The 21,932-nt window shown below is 67.8% G+C and carries 18 protein-coding genes and 1 tRNA gene; 6 read left to right on the top strand and 13 right to left on the bottom strand.

All coding sequences use genetic code 11. From position 1 onward, the window contains the following. Positions 1-20 precede the first annotated feature (20 nt). From ACFFGH_RS08455 to ACFFGH_RS08410, 10 genes are read right to left on the bottom strand one after another with little or no spacing between them, the layout of a single operon-like run. The gene (locus ACFFGH_RS08455) at positions 21-1,622 is read right to left on the bottom strand and encodes a calcineurin-like phosphoesterase C-terminal domain-containing protein (RefSeq protein WP_386666944.1); all 1,602 of its coding nucleotides are present in this window, start codon (positions 1,620-1,622) and stop codon (positions 21-23) included. Between the two features lie 50 nt (positions 1,623-1,672). Continuing rightward, entirely contained in the window at positions 1,673-2,284 is a 612-nt protein-coding gene (hisIE, locus tag ACFFGH_RS08450; RefSeq protein WP_386666942.1) for a bifunctional phosphoribosyl-AMP cyclohydrolase/phosphoribosyl-ATP diphosphatase HisIE, read from the bottom strand. 59 nt (positions 2,285-2,343) lie between these two features. Next, positions 2,344-3,114, bottom strand: coding sequence for an imidazole glycerol phosphate synthase subunit HisF (gene hisF, locus ACFFGH_RS08445; protein WP_386666940.1), 771 nt, complete (start codon positions 3,112-3,114; stop codon positions 2,344-2,346). Then, positions 3,108-3,854 carry a 1-(5-phosphoribosyl)-5-[(5-phosphoribosylamino)methylideneamino]imidazole-4-carboxamide isomerase gene (hisA, locus tag ACFFGH_RS08440; protein WP_386666938.1) on the bottom strand — a complete coding sequence of 249 codons (747 nt, stop codon included), beginning with the start codon at positions 3,852-3,854 and terminating at the stop codon, positions 3,108-3,110. Before hisA ends, hisF begins: the two co-directional genes overlap by 7 nt. Continuing rightward, positions 3,851-4,450, bottom strand: a complete 600-nt coding sequence (gene hisH / locus ACFFGH_RS08435) for an imidazole glycerol phosphate synthase subunit HisH (RefSeq protein ID WP_386666936.1) — start codon at positions 4,448-4,450, stop codon at positions 3,851-3,853. Before hisH ends, hisA begins: the two co-directional genes overlap by 4 nt. Positions 4,451-4,475: 25 nt before the next feature. Further along, a complete protein-coding gene (hisB, locus tag ACFFGH_RS08430) occupies positions 4,476-5,549 on the bottom strand; it encodes a bifunctional histidinol-phosphatase/imidazoleglycerol-phosphate dehydratase HisB (protein WP_386666933.1) in 1,074 nt (357 codons plus the stop codon). Next, complete coding sequence (hisC, locus tag ACFFGH_RS08425; protein WP_386666931.1) at positions 5,546-6,625, bottom strand: histidinol-phosphate transaminase; 1,080 nt, start codon at positions 6,623-6,625, stop codon at positions 5,546-5,548. The genes hisB and hisC overlap by 4 nt, the downstream gene beginning before the upstream one ends. Next, positions 6,622-7,923, bottom strand: coding sequence for a histidinol dehydrogenase (gene hisD, locus ACFFGH_RS08420; protein WP_386666928.1), 1,302 nt, complete (start codon positions 7,921-7,923; stop codon positions 6,622-6,624). The genes hisC and hisD overlap by 4 nt, the downstream gene beginning before the upstream one ends. Continuing rightward, complete coding sequence (gene hisG / locus ACFFGH_RS08415; RefSeq protein WP_386666926.1) at positions 7,920-8,834, bottom strand: ATP phosphoribosyltransferase; 915 nt, start codon at positions 8,832-8,834, stop codon at positions 7,920-7,922. The genes hisD and hisG overlap by 4 nt, the downstream gene beginning before the upstream one ends. A gap of 23 nt (positions 8,835-8,857) precedes the next feature. Further along, complete coding sequence (locus tag ACFFGH_RS08410) at positions 8,858-9,172, bottom strand: YerC/YecD family TrpR-related protein (RefSeq protein ID WP_386666924.1); 315 nt, start codon at positions 9,170-9,172, stop codon at positions 8,858-8,860. Positions 9,173-9,202: 30 nt separating this feature from the next. On the opposite strand from ACFFGH_RS08410, the gene ACFFGH_RS08405 reads away from it, so the two are divergent. Next, positions 9,203-11,167 (top strand): sensor domain-containing diguanylate cyclase, encoded by a 1,965-nt coding sequence (locus ACFFGH_RS08405; RefSeq protein ID WP_386666922.1) that lies wholly within the window; start codon positions 9,203-9,205, stop codon positions 11,165-11,167. Between the two features lie 35 nt (positions 11,168-11,202). Here ACFFGH_RS08405 and ACFFGH_RS08400 read toward each other — a convergent pair whose 3' ends face one another. Beyond that, the gene (locus ACFFGH_RS08400; RefSeq protein ID WP_386667449.1) at positions 11,203-13,128 is read right to left on the bottom strand and encodes an HAL/PAL/TAL family ammonia-lyase; all 1,926 of its coding nucleotides are present in this window, start codon (positions 13,126-13,128) and stop codon (positions 11,203-11,205) included. Positions 13,129-13,130: 2 nt separating this feature from the next. Then, a complete protein-coding gene (gene hisS / locus ACFFGH_RS08395; protein ID WP_386666921.1) occupies positions 13,131-14,507 on the bottom strand; it encodes a histidine--tRNA ligase in 1,377 nt (458 codons plus the stop codon). Positions 14,508-14,664: 157 nt separating this feature from the next. Between hisS and ACFFGH_RS08390 the strand changes: the two genes are divergently transcribed. From ACFFGH_RS08390 to pgaD, 5 genes are all read left to right on the top strand, one after another. After that, positions 14,665-14,741: transfer RNA gene (locus tag ACFFGH_RS08390), tRNA-Pro, on the top strand. A 306-nt stretch (positions 14,742-15,047) separates the two neighbouring features. Next, a complete protein-coding gene (pgaA, locus tag ACFFGH_RS08385; RefSeq protein ID WP_386666918.1) occupies positions 15,048-16,961 on the top strand; it encodes a poly-beta-1,6 N-acetyl-D-glucosamine export porin PgaA in 1,914 nt (637 codons plus the stop codon). Between the two features lie 5 nt (positions 16,962-16,966). After that, positions 16,967-18,841: a poly-beta-1,6-N-acetyl-D-glucosamine N-deacetylase PgaB gene (pgaB, locus tag ACFFGH_RS08380; RefSeq protein ID WP_386666916.1), complete on the top strand. Its 1,875-nt coding sequence runs from the start codon at positions 16,967-16,969 to the stop codon at positions 18,839-18,841. A gap of 1 nt (position 18,842) precedes the next feature. Further along, positions 18,843-20,096 (top strand): poly-beta-1,6-N-acetyl-D-glucosamine synthase, encoded by a 1,254-nt coding sequence (pgaC, locus tag ACFFGH_RS08375; protein ID WP_386666913.1) that lies wholly within the window; start codon positions 18,843-18,845, stop codon positions 20,094-20,096. Continuing rightward, positions 20,093-20,611 carry a poly-beta-1,6-N-acetyl-D-glucosamine biosynthesis protein PgaD gene (pgaD, locus tag ACFFGH_RS08370; RefSeq protein WP_386666910.1) on the top strand — a complete coding sequence of 173 codons (519 nt, stop codon included), beginning with the start codon at positions 20,093-20,095 and terminating at the stop codon, positions 20,609-20,611. The genes pgaC and pgaD overlap by 4 nt, the downstream gene beginning before the upstream one ends. Here pgaD and argH read toward each other — a convergent pair. Next, on the bottom strand, positions 20,608-21,927 hold the full coding sequence (gene argH / locus ACFFGH_RS08365; protein WP_386666909.1) for an argininosuccinate lyase: 1,320 nt from the start codon (positions 21,925-21,927) through the stop codon (positions 20,608-20,610). The two genes, pgaD and argH, sit on opposite strands and share 4 nt — an antisense overlap. Positions 21,928-21,932 lie beyond the last annotated feature (5 nt).

Genomic DNA, 21,932 nt, shown 5'->3' with positions numbered 1-21,932 from the left:
ATCGTCGCGCTTCGGTCGCGCTACGGTGCAGCGTCCTCGAGTCGATAACTCGTCTTCGCGCGCTGCTCGCCGAGCCAAGGGTCGACGGTTCGCACCTCAATCCGGTGCTCGCCCACCCCGAGGTCGGTCGGCAGGGCCCCTCTCCACAGATGCGGTGACGGCGTAGCTTCGGGCGAACGGTCATAGCCGCGCAGTGCGGTAGCAGCGTCGTCGGCGACGTTCTGCGCCAGCAGGCGCGGATCGGGCGCTTCGACTCGTTGCATCGGCCGCCACCTGCCGTCGTCGACCCGGTACTCGACCCGCGAGTCAGGCCGGCCCATGTAGACGTTCGCGTACACGCCCCAGGCCGGGTACGCCCCACGGCGCAGCACGCGTGGCGCATGCAGGTGCATCGCCGACGTCGTAGCGGGATCGTCGTTCGCCAGCCGCGCGGGATGCCAGCTCAAGCGGTAATCGCCGTCAACGTCGACTCGTAGCCGCGCGTAGCCGTTCGGCGTGCCGTCGCTCATCGTGGCATCCGGAATGCCCGCCGCATCCTTGACGCCGGACCAGTACGCGCCGCTGGCGGCGCCCACGTTGAACTCGTGCAGCGGCTCCGCTCCGGTCCAGCCGCTCGACGCATCGTGCAGATGGTGCCGCTGCGCGTGGCTGTGTCCGCTCAACACGAGCCGCTTCGGAAAGCGCTGCAGCAGGCTGAACAGTCGCTCGCGGTCCGCTCGGCGGAACGTCTCGCGCCCCGGGGCGGCGTCGAACAGCGGGATGTGGAGCGCGACGACCAGTAGCCGATCGGTAGGCACCGTCGCCAGATAGCGCTCGAGGAACGTGAACTGCTCCTCGCGCAGCCCGCCGACGTACGCGGGCTGCTGGCCCGGCGGTAGCCGGATCACGTCGTCGAGCAGCACGAACGTCGCCTGCGGCTCCTCCCAGGCGAAGGTGTCCGGGCCGTAGTGCTGCACGAACGAATGCAGCGCGTCGGCGTCCCCGCCCGCCCCACTGTCCATGTCGTGGTTGCCGGGGACGTGCAGCCACGGCGTCTGAAGGCGTGCGGTCGCCTTATCGAGTGACGGGTACAGATCGGTACGGCCACGCGCGACCACGTCGCCGAGCGTCAGTCCGAGGTCAGCGGCGGGTGCTGCGCCCGATGCGCCGGCATTAGCAGGCGTCGCTGCGGTGTCGCGCAGTACGGATTCCACGATGTCGCGTTTGTAGTAGTCGACGTCGACCTCGGACTGCGCCTGGGGATCGGCGAACACGAGCACATCCAGGACCGGGCCGACCTTGCTGCGGCGCTTCAGCGCGAAGTCGCAGCGCTGCGCCTGTGCATCGGACGGCATCTGCCAGAAGCCCGGCCCCACGGGGCCGGCGACCGCGAAGGAGTGCGTCGGCGGCTTGATGACGAACACCGGCCGCTCCGACGCCGCTGGCAGCCGGTACTCGCCACCGGTGCCCGTACGGACCAGCTCGACGCCGTCCGATACCAGCACCCGCGGCAGCCCGGGCTCGCGCGCATCGCGAACGCCATCGCCGTCGCGATCCTCGAAAACGGTGCCGGTCAGGCACGACGCTGCGGCAGTCGACACGCCTCCAGCGAACAACAGCAGAGTGGACAGCAATGCGCGCATGGGGCCTCCGACGACGCCCGCATTATGCGAGCGCCCCGTGGCGCAGGGCATCATCCCCGGTGACGCGCGCGCAGCACCTCCACCGCATCCTCGAGCGCCAGCCCCCGTGAGCGCAGCAGAACCTGCAGATGGAACAGCAGGTCCGCCGCCTCGCCGCACAGCGCCGCGTCGTCCTGGACCACGGCGGCGAGCGCCGTCTCGACGCCCTCCTCGCCCACCTTCTGCGCGATCGCGCGCGTGCCCGCTTCGAACAGACGCGTGGTGTAGCTGCCTTCTGGACGATCGTTTTCGCGCGTTGCGATCAACGCATCAAGCTCGGCAAGGAACCCGCCCGGCGCCGCCGGAAAGCAGCTTGTCCGCTGCAGGTGGCATGTCGGACCCTGCGGCCTGGCAAGTACGAGCAGGCTGTCGTGGTCGCAATCGGTATCGATCGAAACCAGCTGCAGGAAGTGCCCCGACGACTCGCCCTTCGTCCACAAACGCTGCTTGCTGCGGCTGAAGAAGGTGACTTGCCCGGCCTCCAGCGTCTTCTGCAGCGCCGCGCGATCCATGTACCCGACCATCAGCACGCGCAGGTTTGCGGCATCCTGCACAACGGCCGGCAGCAGGCCACCCTGCTTGTCGAAATCGAGCAGCTCGGGATTGAAGGCGACGTCAGACATCGGTGGCGGTCCTGTGGTGGTGCTGTTCACGAGATCGTCGGGCGGTCCCGACGATCGATTCAGAGGCGAACCGCGACGCCCTGGTCGGCGAGGTGGCGTTTAAGCGCCGGAATGGCGACGGCCCCCGAATGGAACACGCTCGCGGCCAACGCGCCGTCGACATCCGCCTCGCGAAGCACCGATTCGAAGTGCTCGATCGCACCGGCTCCGCCGGAGGCGATCAGCGGCACCGCGCAACACTCGCGTACCAGCCGCAGCTGCTCGAGGTCGTAGCCCGTGCGCACGCCATCGCTGCCCATGCAGTTCAGCACGATCTCGCCCGCGCCCAGTTGCTGGGCCTGCTGCACCCAGTCCAGCGTGCGCGAAGCGAGCGCCTGCGTGCGCGATGGGTCACCCGTGAACTGACGCACGCGCCACTCGCCGTCGGCGTCGCGCAGGCTGTCGATACCGACCACCACGCACTGCACCCCGAACGCATCGGCGAGCTCGGAAATCAGCGCCGGCCGCTGCAGCGCAGGCGTGTTGATCGACACCTTGTCGGCCCCTGCATGCAGGATCGCCCGCGCGTCCTCGACGCTGCGAATGCCGCCGGCCACGCAGAACGGAATGTCGATCGCCCGCGCAACGCGCTCAACCCAGTCGCGATCGACGACGCGGTCCTGCGGGCTTGCCGTGATGTCGTAGAAGACCAGTTCGTCGGCGCCCTCGTCGCGGTAGCGCTCGGCCAGCCCGACGATGTCGCCCATGTCCACGTGGTCGCGGAAGCGCACGCCTTTCACGACGCGGCCATCGCGTACATCCAGGCACGGGATGATGCGACGGCTCAGCATGCGGCGGACTCCGCGCACAGCGCCGCGAGGTCGATGCGACCCTCGAGCAGTGCCTTGCCGAGCACGGCGCCGCTGCACCCGGCGTCGCGTGCGTCTACTACGTCGCGGCTGTCACGCACCCCGCCCGACGCCTGCACGGCGACCTGCGGTGCGATTTCGATCAGAGACCGGTAGAGATCCAGATTCGGCCCTGCCAGCATGCCGTCCCGCGCGATATCGGTGCACAGCAGGTGTTGCAGCCCGGAATCCGCATAACGTTTCAAAAGTCCATCCAGCGCGACGCCACTGGCCTGCGTCCAGCCTGCCGTCGGCAGCTGCCACTGGCCCGATTCGTCCTGGCGTGCGTCGAGCGCGACGGTAATACGCTCGGCGCCGAAGCGCTGGAGCCAGCCGATGACGAGTTCCGGCTCGCGCACTGATAGCGACCCGACGACGACGCGGTCTGCGCCGGCCGCGAGGATCGCCTCGACATCAGCTTCGCCCCGCACGCCGCCGCCAGTCTGCACACGCAACGGCGTAGTGGACTTGATCGCGGCCAGCAGCGGCGCGAGCGTGTAGCCGCCGGCACGGGCGGCGTCGAGATCGACCAGGTGCAGCCACTGCGCACCCGCTTTCGCGTAGCGCGCGGCGACCTCGGCCGGCTCGCCCGGGTAGCGTGTTTCCTGGTCGTAATCGCCCTGTCGCAGGCGCACGACGCGGCCGTCGCGCACGTCGATAGCGGGATACAGCGTGAAGCTCATGCGGCGACTCCGGACAGGAAGTTCTCGAGCAGGCGTGCACCGACCGATGCCGAGCGCTCCGGGTGGAATTGGGCACCGTGGCAGTGCCCGCGGCGAACGACGGCCGCGAACTCGATGCCGTGCTCGCTGGTGGCCAGCGTGTGCTCGGTCACCGGTGCGGCGTAGCTGTGGACGAAGTAGGCCTGCTCACCGGCGGCGATTCCAGCAAGCAGCGGGTCATCGCGGCGCGGCTGCAACCCGTTCCAGCCCATGTGCGGGACACGGATACCCGGCGCCGGCGGCAGTTTGCGCACGCGGCCCGGCAACAAGCCAAGGCACTCGACGTCGCCTTCCTCGGAGGACTCGAACAGCAGCTGCATGCCGAGGCAAACGCCGAGCAGCGGCTGGCGAAGAGCGCGCACCACGTCGACCAACCCAAGCTCCTGCAGGCGCGCCATGCCGGGCGCGGCGGCGCCAACGCCGGGCAGGATCACGCGGTCGGCCGCCTGGATCTCGGCCGCGTCCGCCGTCATGCGTGCGCGCACGCCTAGGCGCTCCAGCGCATAGCAGACCGAGCCGATGTTCGCTCCGCCCGAGTCGATCAGCGCGACTTCCATCAACGACCTCCCGTTTGCTGAGACGTCACAGCACGCCCTTCGTACTTGGCAGGTCGCGCCCTTCGCGGCGCAGCGCTTGCCGAAGCGCGCGCGCCACCACCTTGAAACTCGCCTCGACCTTGTGGTGGTCGTTGTCACCTTCGACCTTCAGGTGCAGATTCAGGCCCGCGGTTTCGCAAAGCGAACGGAAGAAGTGCGGCAGCAATTCCGTCGGCATGTCACCGACGCGCTCGCGAACGAACGAGCCGTCGAACACGAAGTACGGCCTGCCCGAGAAATCCAGTGCGGCGCTGGCCAGCGTCTCATCCATCGGAAGCGTGAAGCCGTAACGGCCGATGCCACGCTTGTCGCCGAGCGCTTCACGCAGCGCCTGCCCGAGCGCGAGCGCGCAGTCCTCGATCGTGTGGTGCTCGTCGATATGCAGGTCGCCTTCGCATTGCAGCGAGAGCGCAAAACCGCCGTGCTTGCCGAGCTGCTCCAGCATGTGATCGAAGAAGCCGAGGCCGGTGTGCACATTCGGCTCGGCAGCGCGGTCGAGGTCGATCTCGACGTTGATGCGGGTCTCGCGCGTCACGCGGGTCGTCTTCGACCTGCGCGGAGCCTCGACGAGTTCGTGCGCGATGCCCGCCCAATCCCACTCCCCACCGAACTGCTCGGTGCGCAGCTGAAATGCACGGATGCCGAGGTTCTTCGCGAACGCGTTGTCGGTCTCGCGATCGCCGACCATCGCCGAGCGCTTCCAGTCGATGCTGCGGTCCTGCAGCAGCGGCACGACGAGTCCGATGTTCGGCTTGCGTGTCGGCGCGTTGTCGGCCGGCCAGCTGCAGTCGATCAGCACGTCGCGAAACGAGATGCCCTGGCTTTCGAACACCTGCATCATCAGGTTGTGCGGCGCATCGAAGCTTTCGCGCGGATAGCCTTCGGTACCGAGCCCGTCCTGGTTGGACACCATGACGAACTGGTAGCCCGCGTCGCGCAGCCGAAGCATCGCGGGGATCACGCCTTTCACGAAGCGCAGCTTCTCGTACGCGTCGATCTGGAAATCCTCGGGCTCCTCGATCAGCGTGCCGTCGCGGTCGACGAACAGAGTCGGCGTCATGCGGTCACCTGCGCGGTTAGCACATCGAGGACAGCCGCATTCTGCTCCGGCGTGCCGAGGCTGATGCGCAGCGCATCGCCGAGCATCGGCGCCGCGCGAAGGTCGCGCACCACGGTGCCGGCCGCGAGCAGCCGATCGAACACTGCCTGAGGGTCGTCGAAGCGGGCCAGCAGAAAGTTCGCGTCCGATGGATAGACGCAGCGCACCCCGGGCACACTCGCCAACGCGCGCGCCAGGCGGTCACGTTCGATCGTCACCGTACCGACGGCCGCAGCGGTCGCAGCCTGGGCCTCGGAAGACAAGGCGCGCTCGGCCAACGCAACGCACGAAGCCGGCAGCGGATACGGCGCCTGGCAGCGTCGCAGCACGTCGATCAACGCCGGGTCCGCAATGACGCTGCCGATGCGCTCGCCGGCGAGTGCATGCGCCTTCGACAGCGTGCGCAGCACGGCGATGTTCGGCTGGGTGCCGATGCGCGCCACCGCCGACGGACCGTCCGCATATTCGAGATAGGCCTCGTCGACCGCGACCAGAGCGCGACCTTCGAGGGTTTCGGCCAGTGAAACGACCTGCTCGAGCGGCAGCAATGTGCCTGTCGGGTTGCCCGGTGAGCACAGGAACACGATGCGTGCCCCCTGCTCCCGTGCCGCGACGGCTACGGCATCGAAATCACAACGCCAGCCTGCGGACTCGTCGACCAGCGGCACATCGACCACGCGACACCCATGAAGGCGCGCGTTGACGGCGTACATGCCGAAGGTGGGCGACGTGATCAGGATCGCGTCGTTGCCGGGCCGGCACAGCGCGCGCACCAGCAGGTCGATTGCTTCATCGCTGCCGCGACCGACGAGAAGCTGGCCCGGGTCGCAGCCGTACAGCGCCGACAGCCGTTCGCGCAGGCGCTGCGGCTGTGGATCGGGATAGCGACGCGCGCTTCCGTCCGGGTTGCCGGCGTTCGACCACGGTGATTCGTTCGCATTGAGCCAGACCGCGCCTTCAAGGCGGTCGCTGCGAGCGGATTTGTAGCCTGCGAACGCGCGCAGGTCCTCGCGCACCAGATCGAGAACGGTGCTCATGCGGGCAGCGCCTCCAGCCGCAGCGACACCGCGAGGCGGTGCGCATCCAGCCCCTCGGCCGACGCGAGTTCGACCGCGCACGGGCCGATCGCGGCCAGCCCCTCGGGCTGCACGTCCTGGACCGTGATCGCGACCTGGAAGCTGGCCACGTTGAGGCCACCGGAATAGCGCGCTGCACCGCTCGTGGGCAGTACGTGGTTGGTGCCGCTGCAGTAATCGCCGAGCGCCTCCGGCGACCAGTCGCCGAGGAATACGGAGCCCGCAGCCTGTACCTGGGGCAACCAGCGGCGTGCGTCGCGCAGCGCAAGGATGAGGTGCTCGGGCGCGTAATCGTTGCTGATCGCAAAGGCCGACTCGATCGAATCCACTTCGATGAGTCGCGAGGATTCGAGCGCACGGCGCGCGATCGCCGCGCGCGGCAGCGACTGCAGTTGCTCTTCGATGCGCGCCTCGACGGCGTCGATCAATGCGGAGTCGTCGGAAATCAGGATCACCTGCGAGTCGGGGCCGTGTTCGGCCTGGGACAGCAGGTCTGCAGCGACGAACGCAGGGTTCGCACCGGTGTCTGCGATCACGAGTACCTCGGACGGCCCGGCCGGCATGTCGATCGCCGCGCCACCTTCCATCATCGATACCTGCCGCTTCGCCTCGGTCACGTAGGCGTTGCCGGGCCCAAACAGCTTGTCGCACTTGGGCACGCTGTCGGTGCCGAATGCCATCGCGGCGATCGCTTGGGCGCCGCCGAGCTTGAACACGCGCGTGACGCCGCAGCGCGACGCGGCGTACAGCACCGCCGGATCGGCGCTGCCGTCGCGGCGCGGTGGCGTGCAGAGCACCACGTCGCGGCACCCCGCGAGCTGGGCGGGCACGCCGAGCATCAACGCGGTCGATGGCAACGGGGCGGAACCGGCCGGCACGTACAGCCCCACCCGGCCGATCGGCCGCAGCATGCGTTCGCAGCGAACGCCGGGGGCGGTGTCGATCGCGTATGGCAGAGTCATGCCGCCGCGGTGGAATCGCTGGATGCGGGTTGCAGCTTCATCGATCGCGCTGCGCAAGCTGGCCGGCAAGGACTCGACGGCCTGCGCAAGCTCCTCTTCCGGCACTTGGAACCGCTCCAGCGACACGCCGTCGAAGCGTTCGCTGATTGCGCGAAGCGCGGCATCGCCGCCCGCGCGCACCTCGGCAACCAGGCCAGCAACGGAGCGGGAAATCTCCTCGCCCGCCTGCTGCGCAGGACGGCGAAGCGCGTCAGCCCGGGCGCCGGCATCGATCTCGTTCCACTTGAGACGCTTCATGCCAGCATCCCTTCGATCGGCAGCACCATCAGCCCGCGCGCGCCGGCCCGCTTGAGCTCCTCGAGCCGTTGCCAGGTCACCGCGCCGTGGCAGAGCGCCTGCAGCGCCAGACCATCGCCATCGTCGAGCCGCATTACGGTTGGTGTTTCGGCGTCTGGCAGCAGGGGCAACAGTCGCGCCAGGGCCTCGCGTTGTGCCTGGAACATCAGCAGCTTGCTCTTGCGGACCTTGAGCGCACCGTCGAGGCGGCGCATCAGCAGATCAGCCAGCCCGGCACGGACGGGGTCGAACTCGGCGATCGGCCCGGCAAGCACCGCTTCGCTCTCGAGAATGGTTTCGACCGGCTTGAGCTGGTTTGCCGCGAGCGTCGCGCCACTGGAAACGAGGTCACAGATGGCCTCGGCCTGGCCGAGTCGCGGCGCGATCTCGACCGAGCCGGACAGCAGCACGGTCTCGGCCTCGATTCCCTGGGTGGCCAGCCACTGACGCACGAGGCCGGGATAGCTCGTGGCGATCCGCTTGCCCGCAAGCTGCTGCGCCCCCTCCCAAGTCCAGGCATCCGGAACGGCCAACGCAAGCCTGCACTGCCCGAACCCGAGCGCACGCCACTCGCGGAAGACGGGCTGTGCCCCGGCGGCTTCGCGCGCGAGGCCGGTCTCGGTCAGCACATTGCGACCCACGACGCCGAGGTCGCAGACACCGTCGGCAATCAGGCCCGGGATGTCGTCGTCGCGGACCAGCAGCAGGTCGACCGGCAGCGTTTCGCCGAAACAGAACAGCCGGTCGCGGCTCTCGCGCCAACTCAGGCCACAGGATGCAAGCAGCGACCGGGCCGGATCGGCGAGGCGACCGGACTTCTGGATCGCGATGCGTAGGCGATCACGCGTGGGCGCCGTAATGGACGGGGTCATGAATAGGTTCCAGTGGGTCGGGGTCAGGACCGGGCGGTTGCGCCCAGCCCCTGGATGGCGGCTGCGTAACCGCCGGCGCCGCGTTCCAGCGTGCGGGCGACGCGCCCGATCGTGGTCACGCTGACGGCGGTTCGTTCGTGGATTTCTCGGTACGGCACGCCCTCGAGCAGCAGGGGCACTACCCGCCAACGGTCGCTCATGGCTTCGAGCTCGGCCGGCGTGCACAGGTCCTCGAGGAACGCGCGCATCCGGTCGGGGTCCCGCACCGCGACGAGCGCCTGCGCGAGGTCCGCCACTGCGTCATGGAGATGCTCTGCGTCGGCCGTGCGTCGCTTCATCGGATTAATGTATTAGCGCGTTAATACATTGTGCTGCGCTTCCGGGACGCGAGTCAACAGCGCAAGCGTCAGTGCGACCAAGGTTTATTCCGAGGGACCCGCCGCCGCCCCCCACCTAGACTGCCAGGTCGGCCATCGACCCCATGGCCTGTTGGTGCAAGGGACTCGTGCGTGGGCAAACCAATCCGGATCCTGCTGCGCGGCTGGTTGATCCTGCTGACACTCTTTGCATCGACCATCGCGACCGCCGCATCCCCCTTGGTGCTCGGCGAGACGACCTCTGACCTGCCGATGGCCCCTCACTTGGGCAGCCTGCACGACCCGTCAGGCCGCGTGAGCATCCACGATGCGCTGCGCGCACAACAGAACGGCAGCTTCGCCCCGCTCCCGTCCACGGCACTCGGGTTCCGGGAAGGCGCATTCTGGCTCCACACCACCGTGGTGAACCGGAACCCCGACGAGCCACGGTGGCTGCTGGTGCAGCAGTACGCGCTGAGCGACCGGGTGGACGTCTTCCTGCGCTACCCCGACGGCCGCATCGAACACCAGGCCAGCGGCGACAGCCTGCCGTTCCGGGCGCGTAGCATTCCGTACCGGCATCCGAACTTCTGGCTGCGGCTGCCACACGGCGCACCCGTCGACCTGTTCGTCCGCGTCCAGAGCACGAGCTCGATGCAGGTGCCGCTGTGGTTGCACACGCCCACCTCGTTCACCGCGCTCTCGCGCGACGCGCAGTTCGGCATCGGCATCTATTACGGCATCCTGCTCGCGCTGCTGTTCTACAACCTGGTGCTGTGGATCACGCTGCGCGACGCCAGCTACTTCTGGTACGTATTCCATATCAGCGCGTTCGGGCTGGTGCTGTTCACCCTCAACGGGCTGGGCTTCGAATACCTGTGGCCGCAGTCGCCGGATTTCGCGCAGAAGGCCGTGCCGCTCTTCATCTGCCTCGGGCAGATCGGCATGCAGCAGTTCGCTCGTGTCTTCCTCGAACTGCGCCGCCGCTGGCCTCTGGGCGACCGGATCACGCTGGTGATGATCCTGTTCTTCGCGTTGCTCTGCATCGCGACGTTCTGGCTGCCGACCAGCCTGTCGACCCAGGTCGCCTCGGCATCGGTCTTCCTCAGCATCGCGTGGATCGCGATCGCCGCCATCGTGGTGACGGCGCGCGGCTACAAACCGGCGCGGCTTTTCCTGCTCGCGTGGTCGATGCTGCTGCTGGGCACCGGCATGTTCGCCGCGATCGCGTTCGGCCTGGTGCCGAAAAATTTCATCACCGAGTACGGGGTGCAGATCGGTTCGGCATTCGAGATGCTGCTGCTCTCCATCGCACTCGGCTACCGCTACTCGGCCCTGCGCAACGAGAACGAACGCATCGTGCGCGAGGCAAAGATGCACCTGGAGCACAAGGTCGAGCTGAGGACGACCGAGCTGCGCAATGCGCTGGCCCAGCTGGGCGATGCGCACGCGCGGCTGCGCGAGTCGAGCCAGCGCGACGGGCTGACCGGCCTGCATACCCGCAGCCACTTCCGCGAAATCTATGGCGGCTTGCTCGCCCGCGCGCGCGACGAAGGAAAGCCGCTCTCGTTGCTGATGATCGACATCGATCACTTCAAGCAGATCAACGACAGTCACGGCCATCTGGTCGGCGACGAGTGCCTGCGATGGGCGGCGCAGAGCATCGGACAGACCTTGCGACCGTACTCGGCCGTGCCGGCACGGTTCGGCGGCGAGGAATTTATCGTCGCCCTGCCCGGCCTCGACCTCGCGCGGGCGCAGCAGGTCGCGACCGAAGTGCTCGCACAGCTCCGCGGGGGCGCCTGCAGGACCCAGGACCACGAGATCCGCATCACCGCGAGCATTGGCGTGCACGAGGTCGACCCGACCCGCGAGCCCGGCATCGAGGCTGCACTGCGACACGCCGACGAGGCGCTGTACCGGGCCAAGCACGAGGGACGGGACCGCGTCCGGGTCTCATGCGCCAAGCCGGACTGAGCTGCGCCAGCCCGAACTGGCGCAGCCTGCTCCGATCAGATGGCGCGGCTGGCCCGCACCGCGTCCAACACTACCCGTCGGCTCACCAGCGCCACCGCCGTCGCGACCTCCCGGTCCAGTGCCCTGTCGCGTTCGAGGAACGGGATATGCGCACGGATCGCCTCGTGTGCCACCGCGACGTCGCGACCGGGGCGGAACTCGGGCGCGGCGGCGAGTTCGCTGCGCAGTCCCTCGACTTCGCGCAGGAATGCGTCGTGCTCATCGCCGGCACGCAGGGGGCCGCCAAACACCTTCGCCGCAAACCCCGGCGCATCAACGTGCGCCGCTAGTTCACGCGCCGCGTTGATCATGTCGCGCCGCAGGTCCAGCGCCTGTGCGGCGGTGTAGAGCTCGAGCCCGAGCACCTTGCCGAGATCGTCCGCCATCGCGAGCACATGGCGGGCCTCGTTCGCGCCCATTGACACGTGGTCCTCGGCATTCGCGCTGGTCGGGATCGAATACACGCTGGCGGGATGCGCGCGGCTCGCCAGATCGTTGACGATCGCGGCGGCCGTGTACTGCACGATCATGTAGCCCGATTCCGTCGCATCCTCATTGCCGATCAGGAACGCCGGCAGGCCGTCACTGGTTGCGGGATCGAGCAGCTTGTTGAGCCTGCGCTCGCTGATGCTCGCAAGCACGGGAATCGCGGCCTTGACGTAGCTCATCGCTAGCGCAAGCGGCATGCCGTGAAAGTGGCCGGCCGAGATGACCTGCTGCTCCACGTGCTCGGCCTGCGCATCGGGGAAGACGATCGGGTTGTCGGTCAGCGCGTTGAGTTCGATCTCGAACACGCGTGCCGCCTGGGCAACCGCGTCACGAACCGCACCGTGCACCTGCGGCGTGCAGCGCAGTGAATAGCTGTCCTGGGGCTGGTGCTTCTTGCCGCCGCGGAACGGCCTGAACCGCGTATAGAACTTCTCCCGGCCGTGCCGCTGGCTGAGCGGCACCCAGTCCCAGCCGATGTCGAACCGGAGCGACTCGACATGCGGATGCGCACCCGCGATCTGCGTCCAGCTGTCGGGCAGCCACGGGCGGTAGCGCGGAACGAGGTGGTACGGGATGTCGGCGAGCGTCGAGCCGTCGAGCAGGCGCCGGAGATTCGTTGCCACCTCGACCTGTCCCGGATGCGGTCGCAGCGCATGGACCTCGGGCGCGAACGCACCCAGGCGGCCCGCGAACGCATCGATCGTCATCGCCGCTGCGAGATCCGCGGTGTCCAGCAGATCCTCGAGCTTGGCCAGCGCCAGCACGCCACAGGCCAGCATCTGCGCCGTGCCGTTGTTGAGCGCAAGCCCCTCCTTGTAGGACAGCGAAATCGGCGCCAGCCCGGCACGCGACAGTGCGTCGGCGCCCGCAAGACGCTCGCCCTTGTAGAACGCCTCGCCGCCGCCGAGCAGCACGATGGCCAAGTGCGACAGCGGGGCCAAATCGCCGCTGGCGCCGACCGAGCCCAGCTGCGGCACGACCGGCACGATGCCGGCATTGAGCATCGCTGCCAGCGCACGAAGCGTTTCGACACGGATGCCCGAATGCCCACGCATCAGCGTGTTGATGCGGATGCAGAGCATCGCTCTGACGACCTCGGCGGCGAACGGATCGCCGACACAGACCGCGTGCGTGACGATCAGGTTGTACTGCAGCTCTTCGTGCAGCGACTCGTGCGGGTTCATCGCGTCACGCCCGCCGCCGGAGCGCACGCGGTGTGCGCCGAGCAGGCGATCGGCGTTGCTGCCGAAGCCGGTCGAGACCCCGTAGATCGGTTCTTCGCGTCCGACCTGTTCGGCCAGGAACTGCGCTGCACGGGCGACGGCCGGCAACTGCGCTTCGTCGAGCTCGACCGGCGCCCCATATGCAACCGCAATGAGTTGCGCGCGCGTCAGTGAACGGCCGTCAAGGCGGACGGCCTCTGCGTGTTGCATGCTCATCGCGACAGCACCTCTGCCTGGGCCAATTCAACGCGCAGCGTTTGCGCAAGTTCGGTGCGACTGACTTCGAACTGATCCTCGCGGCGCAGGTCTTTGACCGTCACGCTGCCACGCGCCATCTCGTCCTCTCCGAGCACGACGACGAAGCGGATGCCCGCACGGTCCGCGTACTTGAACTGCTTGGCGAGCTTGGCCGGCTCCATCACTACTTCTGTATTAATGCCCGCTGCGCGCAGCTCGCTTGCGATCGACAGGCACTTCGGCAGGTGGTCGGCCTGCATCTGGGTCACCAGTACCTGCACCGTGCTTTCCGCACTGTGGACCAGCCCGGCTTCGCGCAGCTGCCAGAACAACCGCGTCAGTCCGATCGAGATGCCAACGCCCGGCAACTTCGACTTGGTGTAGTGGCTGGCAAGATTCTCGTAGCGGCCGCCCGAGCAGATCGAACCGATCTGCGGATAGTCGTTGAGCGTGGTCTCGTACACGGTGCCCGTGTAGTAGTCGAGTCCACGCGCAATCGAAAAATTGAGCGCATATGCCGATTCGGGCACACCGAGCGCACGCACCAGATCCAACACCTCGCGCAGCTCGGCGACGCCATCACGGAGCGCCTGGTTGCCCTCGCCGAGTGCGTCGAGCCGCGCGAGCGCGTCGGCATGCGACGTGGAACGAACGGCAACGAATTCCAGGATGCGCTCGACCGCAGCGGCGTCGAGGCCAAATCCCTCGCCAGCGAGCGTCTCGCGCACGTAATCCGCCCCGCGCTTGTCGAGCTTGTCGACTTCGCGCAGCACCAGTGCCTGCAATTCGGAATCGGCCACGCCCTGCGCTTCGAAGAAACCGCGCATCAGCTTGCGATTGTTGAGCTGGATCGTGAATGCGCCGATGTCGAGTTCGGAGAACACGGCATGGATGACGGCCGGCAGCTCCGCATCGAAGCGCACGCTCAGTGCGTCCTTGCCGATGACGTCGATATCGCACTGATAGAACTCGCGGAACCGCCCGCGCTGCTGGCGCTCACCACGGTAGACGCGCTGCATCTGGTACCGACGGAACGGGAATGCGAGTTCGTGTTCGTGCTCGGCGACGTAACGCGCCAGCGGCACGGTGAGGTCGAAGCGCAGCGCGAGCTCGGGCGTGCCCTCCTCGTTCTTCGCAAGTGCGCCCGTGGACTGCACGAAGTAGACCTGGCGCTCGGTCTCGCCGCCCGACTTGGTCAGCAGCACATCGGTGAGTTCCATCACCGGCGTTTCGACCGGAAGGAAGCCGAACCGCTCGAAGTTGCGACGGATCGTGTCGAGCATGCGCTGGAACGCGATCTGGTCGGGCGGAAGCAGTTCCATCACCCCGGGCGGGGTACGCGGCTTGATCAAGGCAGGCTCCAGGCGCAGATTGCGCGCCGTCGGGAAAGCCACGCAGTTTAACGGCGAGACGTCCGTCCCGGTTCGCATGAGTGGTCGCAGGTCGATCGATCGCAGTTTGCCTCTTGCGGGTGGCCGGGCCACTGGCTAGAATTTGCGGCTCTGCAGTCGGGGTGTAGCTCAGCCTGGTAGAGCGCTACGTTCGGGACGTAGAAGTCGCAGGTTCAAATCCTGTCTCCCCGACCAACTATGCAGTGAACGGAAAACCGGCCTCGGCCGGTTTTTTTGTGCGTGTGTGACTGACGCTGGACGGTGGCGGCGGGAAAGCCGAGCCCACGTGCCGCTGGCACGGAACGTGCGTGAGCTACATCACAAGGGGCCGACAGTGGGGACTGTCGCGCCGACCTATCTCTTAGGGGCCAACGCCGAATGCTCGTGCTGCGTCGTACCGCAGTGGCCGTGGCCGTGCTTATTGCCGGCAGCGTGTCACCTCATGCGTCAGCAAGTGACCGCGCCGGGCATGCGAGTGCCGTGCAGGCGGATGTTGCAAGGTTGCGCTCGTCAGGGGATTGGCTGGGCGCGCTCGCCCGTATCGAGCAGGCGCTCGCCGAGTCGCCCGACGACCGCGAGCTGTACCGGCTCCGGGTGCTCACGCTCGCCGACGTCGGCGCGAGCCACCGGGCGTGGACGCTGTTCCGGGCCAGGCCGGAATGGTTCGACAGCGCCGAGCGCATGCGTTTTGAAACGGCGCAGGTAGCACGGCTGATCAACTGGAGCCGGCTGTACGCCGCGAATGAGCAGGATCGCCTTGCGGAAGCCGAAGCGGCGGCCGCGCGCATCCGCGAGTTCCGCTCGGCGGCCCCAGGCGATGCGCATGCGTCGAGCAATCTCGATTTCGACGAACTGATCCTGCTCAACCGGCTCGCGCGCCACGAAGAAGTCGTGCGGCGGTATCGCGGAATGCTGGCGCAGGGTCGCGATGTGCCGTCGTACGTCCTCGCAGCCGTTGGCGACTCGCTACTAGCCGAGCGCGCGCCGGAGCAGGCAGCCGTCGCACTCGCGGCCGCAGCCGAGCATGCCCCCGACAACCATGACGCCACACTGCAGCTTGCCTACGCCCACGTCGAAAGCGAACGCTTCGGCGAGGCGCTGGCGCTGCTCGAGCGCACCCTCGAACAGCAGCCCGCCTGGCCCAGGCCCCACGGCGCCCCGCGAGGGCACGAAAACCGGTTTCGCCTTGACGCCGAGGTGACCTACGCGCTGGTGCGCGCCTTTGACGAGGACCTCGCCGGCGCACAGGCGACGCTCGAACCGCTGGGCGCGGCCGCGCCGAGCAATGCCGAGCTGCAGTCATCGCTTGGCACCGTTTACCTGTTCCGCGGTTGGCCGGAAGCGGCACTGCAGCGCTTCAGCATCGCGGCGACCCTCGACGAGCGCCACGTTCCCGCGATGCTCGGCCAGGTCGCCGCGCTGTCCGCACTGGACCGGTTCGACGAGGCCCGTCCGATCCGGGCCCGGTTGGTCGAGTTCTACGGAAGCGAGGTCAACGTGCAGGACATGGAGCGTCGCTGGCGTGTCGCCCGCGGAGCCGGGGTGAGGGCCTACGCTGCCGCGGGCGATGGCCGGGGTGACGCTGGCGTATCCCCACTCGGCAGCCGTGACGTCGCGGCCGGGGTCGAGGCCCACAGCGCTCTGCTCGCCGACAAATGGCGTGTGCTGCTGCGCAGCGAGCATCGCCGCGCGGACTTTGCCGACCAGCGTGGCCGCCTGCACCGCAACGATATCGGCGTCCAATACGCCTACCGTGGCCTCAACGCAGCGGCGCTGGTCGGTCGTGCGACGGACGGCCTCGGTGGCACCGGCGCGACAGCCACGCTCAGCACGCGGCTCGATGATCACTGGACTGTGGGCGCCGAGCTACGTCGAAATGATGCGGGGGCCTCGCTGCAGGCGCGCGCGGCGGGCATCACCGCGGACTCCGCGCGCGTAAACGCGAGCTACCGCCGCCACGAATCGGCAGCGATTTCGTTCGGCGCGAGCCGGTTCCGCTATGACGACGGCAACCGGGTCGACGCGGTCGATGTCTCGGCGAGCCGCCGCTGGATCAGCGAGCCTCATCTGACGGTGGCCGGCCTCGTCGACTTCGATGCAAGCCGGGCCAGCCGCGACGACGCGCCCTACTTCAATCCCGCACGTGCGGCGACACTCGGCTTCGGCATCGACGTCGACCGCATCGCATGGCGAAGGTACGAGCGGCATTTCCGGCACCGCCTGGCCGCCTCGGCAGGCGTGCAGTGGCAGGACGGCTTCGGCACCGCCTGGGTCCCGGCCTTGCGATATGGCCACGAGTGGCAGTTCGCGCCGGCACGCGGGCTCGAGTACGGGCTGAGCTGGTCGCGGCCTGTGTACGACGGCCAGCGCGAAACACACGTTGCGCTGGATATCGAACTTAGGTGGGGAGAGTGAGCGGCATGCGCTTGGTGATTTCGGCGCTGTGGGCGCTCGTGCTGATGTTCGCGGCGCCGCTGACGGCGATGGCAGCGAAAGGCCCCGCGACCGAGCCGCTGCTGGTTCTGAGCTACCACGACATTCGCGACGACGTGGCCCCCAAGGGCGACGCGGACGCATTCGCGGTCAGCGCGCAGAACTTTGCCGCGCACCTGGACTGGCTGTCGGGACAGGGATACCGGCCGGTGTCCCTGTCACAGGTCATCGAGGCGTCGAAAGGCGGCGCTCCGCTGCCGCCGAAGCCGGTGCTGATCACGTTCGATGACGGCCTGCGGAGCGTCTATACGAAGGCGTTTCCGCTGTTGCGCGCGTACGGATACCCCGCCCTCGCCGCCGTGGTGACGGATTGGGTCGATCTGCCGGCGGGCCGTACGGTCGACTACGGGCCGCGCCCGTTCACGGGCGAAGACTTCCTGACCTGGGACCAGCTGCGCGAAATGCAGGCCAGCGGCCTGCTCGAGGTCGCGAGCCACAGCGCGGACCTGCATCGCGGGGTGACGTCGAACCCGCAGGGCAACTCGACGCCAGCCGCCGTGACACGCATCTACGATCCGGCGCACGGTTACGAATCGGAGGCCGCTTACCTCGCGCGCATCCGCAATGACCTCGCCCGCAGCGCCGCGACGATCGAGCGCGAACTAGGGCGCGCACCGCGGGCGATCGTCTGGCCGTACGCGGCCTATAGCGACGTCACGAACGAGATCGCCGACTCGCTGGGCATGACGGTTTCGTTCGACCTCGAAGGTCGCTCGACGCCGGTCACCTCCGGCCTGCACGGCCTGGCCCGCCTGCTGCTCACGAACAACGCAACGCTTGGCGACCTTGTCTACCAGCTGCGCCACGACGAGGAGCGCACCGGCGTGCGCGCACTGCAGATCGACCTCGATGCCGTGTACGACGCAGACCCGGCCCAGCTCGAGCGGAACCTCGATGAGCTCGTCGAGCGCGTCAAGCGCGTCGGGCCGACCCACGTGTTCCTGCAGGCATTCGCGGACCCGGACGGCAATGGCTCCGCCGATGCGCTGTACTTCCCGAACCGCTTCCTGCCGGTGCGCGCGGATCTGTTCAACCGCGTGTCGTGGCAGCTGAAGTCGCGGGCGGGCGTGGAGGTGTTCGGCTGGCTGCCTGTGCTCGGCTTCGAACCCGCGGACGCTCGGATGCGGCAGGAACTCGCGATCCGCAATGCCGCTCCGGACGAAATCTTCCGCTTGGACTTCACCCGGCCCGAAGTGCGGACGATGGTGCGCGGGATCTACGAGGACCTCGCCGTCGCCGGCAACCTGCAGGGCCTGCTGTTCCACGACGACGCATACCTGCGCGATACCGAACTGACCGGGACGCTGGCGCCCGACGCGCACATCCGGACGCAGGCCCTCATCGATTTCACCCTCGAGCTCGAACGCGCGGCCGAGCGCTGGCGTCCGAAGCTCAAGACGGCGCGCAACCTCTACGCGCGGACGGTGCTGCAACCCGAAAGCGAAGCGTGGTTTGCGCAGCGCCTCGACCGCTTCAACGCCGCATACGACTACACCGCGGTGATGGCGATGCCCTGGATGGAGGGTAGCCGCGCGCCTGAGCGGTGGCTGGACGGGCTGGTCAAAGCCGCACGCCGCCACGACCCGCAGCTGACGCAGACCCTCTTCGAGCTGCAGACGCTCGACTGGCGAACCTCGCAACCGATCCCGGGCGAGCGCCTCGTCGAGCAGGTTCATCGCCTGCTCGCGCAGGGCGTGCGCCACATCGGCTGGTACCCGGACGACTTCATCGGCAACCGCCCGCGCCTCGAGCACGCGCGGGAAGCGATGTCGGCGCGATCCTTCCCTTACGAGGAGCGCTGACATGGGTCAGACGCCATGGCTGGCCCCGCTGTTCGAGTTCGCGTTCTACTACCCGCTGGTGATGTCGTTCTTCTGGATGTCGGGCGGCCTGTACTACTACATGCGTCGCGAGCGGCGCGCGCGACCGCGCACCGATCCGCCGCCGATGCAGGCGTACCCGTTCGCGAGCATCCTGATCCCGTGCCACAACGAAGGGGCGCAGGTCGATGAGACGCTGCGGGCCGCGCTGGCGCAGCACTATCCGGACTACGAAGTCATCGCGATCAACGATGGCAGCCGCGACGACACCGCCGAGAAACTGGACGCGCTCGCGGGCCAGCACGAGCGGCTGCGGGTCATCCATCTGGACCGCAACCTCGGCAAGGCGAACGCGCTCCGCATGGGCGCGCTCGCCGCGCGGTCGGAATACCTGATCTGCATCGACGGCGATGCGCTGCTGGACCCGTACGCGACGCACTGGATGGTCTGGCACCTCACCAGCGGCCCGCGCGTGGGTGCGGTGACCGGCAACCCGCGCATCCGCAACCGGTCCACCCTGCTCGGCAAGCTGCAGGTCGGCGAGTTCTCCTCGATCATCGGCATCATCAAGCGCGCCCAGCGTGTCTACGGGCGGTTGTTCACGGTATCGGGCGTCATCAGCGGCTTCCGCCGCACCGCCCTGAACCGCATCGGCTACTGGTCCGATGACATGGTGACGGAGGACATCGACATCAGCTGGCGCCTGCAGATGGACTACTGGGACATCCGCTACGAGCCGAACGCGCTGTGTTTCATCCTGATGCCCGAAACCCTCAAGGGGCTGTGGCGCCAGCGGCTGCGTTGGGCGCAGGGCGGCATGGAAGTCATGCTGCGCCAGCTGCGCGGGCTGTCGATCTGGCGCATGCGGCGCATGTGGGCGGTGCTGGCGGAGTACCTGCTGAGCCTGCTGTGGGCCCATGCGATGGCGCTGATGATCGTGCTCTGGGCGGTCGGGAAGTTCGTGGACATGCCGCGCGCGCTGCACGTGGAATCGCTGCTGCCGGCCTGGCACGGCGTGATTCTGGCGATGGTCTGCCTGTTGCAGTTCGCATGCAGCCTGATCGTGGACCGCCGCTATGAAACGGCGATCGGCCGGAACTACTTCTGGATGATCTGGTACCCCATTGCGTACTGGATGCTGAGCCTCGCCACCACGCTGGCGGCGGTTCCGAAAACCCTGATGAAGCGGCGCGGCGCGCGCGCGATCTGGACCAGCCCCGACCGAGGCCTGCGATGAAGCACGAAGGATTCATCATTCAGAACTCGGGTCTGCAGCCACGCCTGTACCGCACCGTGTGGGGCGCGGTAACGCTGGCCTTCTGGGCCGTCTATTTCTATCTGTGGCTGCCCGCAGCGACGTTGCTGATGTGGGTGGCTGGCGTGCGGCTTGCGGTGGTGGAGCTGTACCTGCACGAGAACCGTATCGACACGTTCCTGCTCGGCGCGTTGCCGGTGCTCGCGGTGACGGCGGCCGCCCTCTTGATCGGCTGGGCGGAACTCAATCGCGCGTGGTTCGTCGGAAAGGAGCGCCGCCGTGACGTGCCGGACATTACGATCGAGCGGATCGCCGCGACGCTGAAGGCGCCTCAAGCGATCGCGCATTCCCTGCAGGACATGAAGATCGCGCTGATCCGCATGGACGCGGACGCCATCCCGTACGCGGTCGCCGACGGCCGGACAGGCGCAATACCGGCTATCGCGTCGGAGGTGTCGGCGCACGCGGCACCGGCCGTTCCGGTCCTCGAAACCTAGCCTTCCGCCGACCCGCTGGCGGCCGCGGGTTGCAGCGCGGCCAGCCTCCGCTGAAGCAGTTCCAGCTGCAGATTGGCGCCTGCGCCGGCCGAGACCCGTGCGGCCAGGCTGCCCGCCGGATCGCCCGCCTGCCAGCGCTGCGGATCGGCCGCCTGGCGGTAGGCGTCGCGGAATGGCACACCGGACCGTGCTAGATCGACCGCGAGGTCGGTGGCGTACATCGAAGGCTCCAGTGCCGCGCTCATCGCCTCCGGGCGCCATTCGAGCCTCCGCAGCAGGTCGGGCAGCAGTTCCAACGCGGCCAGCCCGCGACCGAACGCGTGTACGAGCGCGCCCTTCGAGAACTGCAGGTCGCGGTGGTACCCCGACGGCAGCGAGAGCAATTGTTCGATTTCGGTGCGTGCCGCAGCGACGCTTGCATAGCTCGCTCGCATCAGCTCGATGACATCAGGGTTTCGCTTGTTCGGCATGATCGAACTGCCGGTCGTGTACTGCGATGCCAACGCGACGAAACCGAATTCCGCACTCGTGAACAGACTGAGGTCCCAGGCCAGCCTGCGCAGGTCGAGCAGCGCCGAACCTAGCGCGTCGATGGCCGCAAGCTCGAATTTGCCGCGCGAAAGCTGCGCATAAGTGGCCGACACCTGCATGCGGCCGAAGCCGAGCGCATGCGTGGTGTGTTCGCGATCGAGCGGCAGGTTGACCCCGTAGCCGGCAGCGCTGCCGAGTGGATTCGCATCGACCCAGGCCCGCGTGTCGCCCGCCCGCATGGCGTTGTCGATAAATCCCTCGGCCCACGCCGACCACCACATCCCGCACGAGGAGACCACCGCGCGCTGCAGGTGTGTGTATCCCGGCAGCGGAATCATCTGCTCGCTCTGTGCGCGGGCGAGCGCCACGTCGGCGATCCCGCGACAGACCGCCTGCAGCCTGTCGAGCCGTTCGCGCAGCCAGAGCCGCGTCGCGACGAGCACCTGGTCGTTGCGGCTTCGCCCGGTGTGGATCCTGCGACCCGCATCCCCGAGGCGCTCGGTCAAACGGGACTCGATCGCGGAGTGCCCGTCCTCGAACCGCTCATCCAGCACGAAGCGGCCGGAACGGAAATCGTCCGCAAGCGTGCCGAGTTCGCGCGTCAGCCCCTCAAGCTCCTCGACAGACAGGATTCCAATAGCCTGCAGACCCTCGGCGTGCGCGCGGCTGGCCTCGATGTCGTGGAGGAAGAATTCGCGATCGAGCACGACGTCATCGCCTGCCAGGAAGCGCTGGATGTCCGCTTCGACCTGTACGCCCGGCTTCTGCCAAAGAAGGTTACTCATGCATG

Source organism: Lysobacter korlensis (assembly GCF_042434515.1).
Note: the sequence above shows the minus strand (reverse complement) of the source record. Positions and strands in the feature narration are given on the sequence as shown.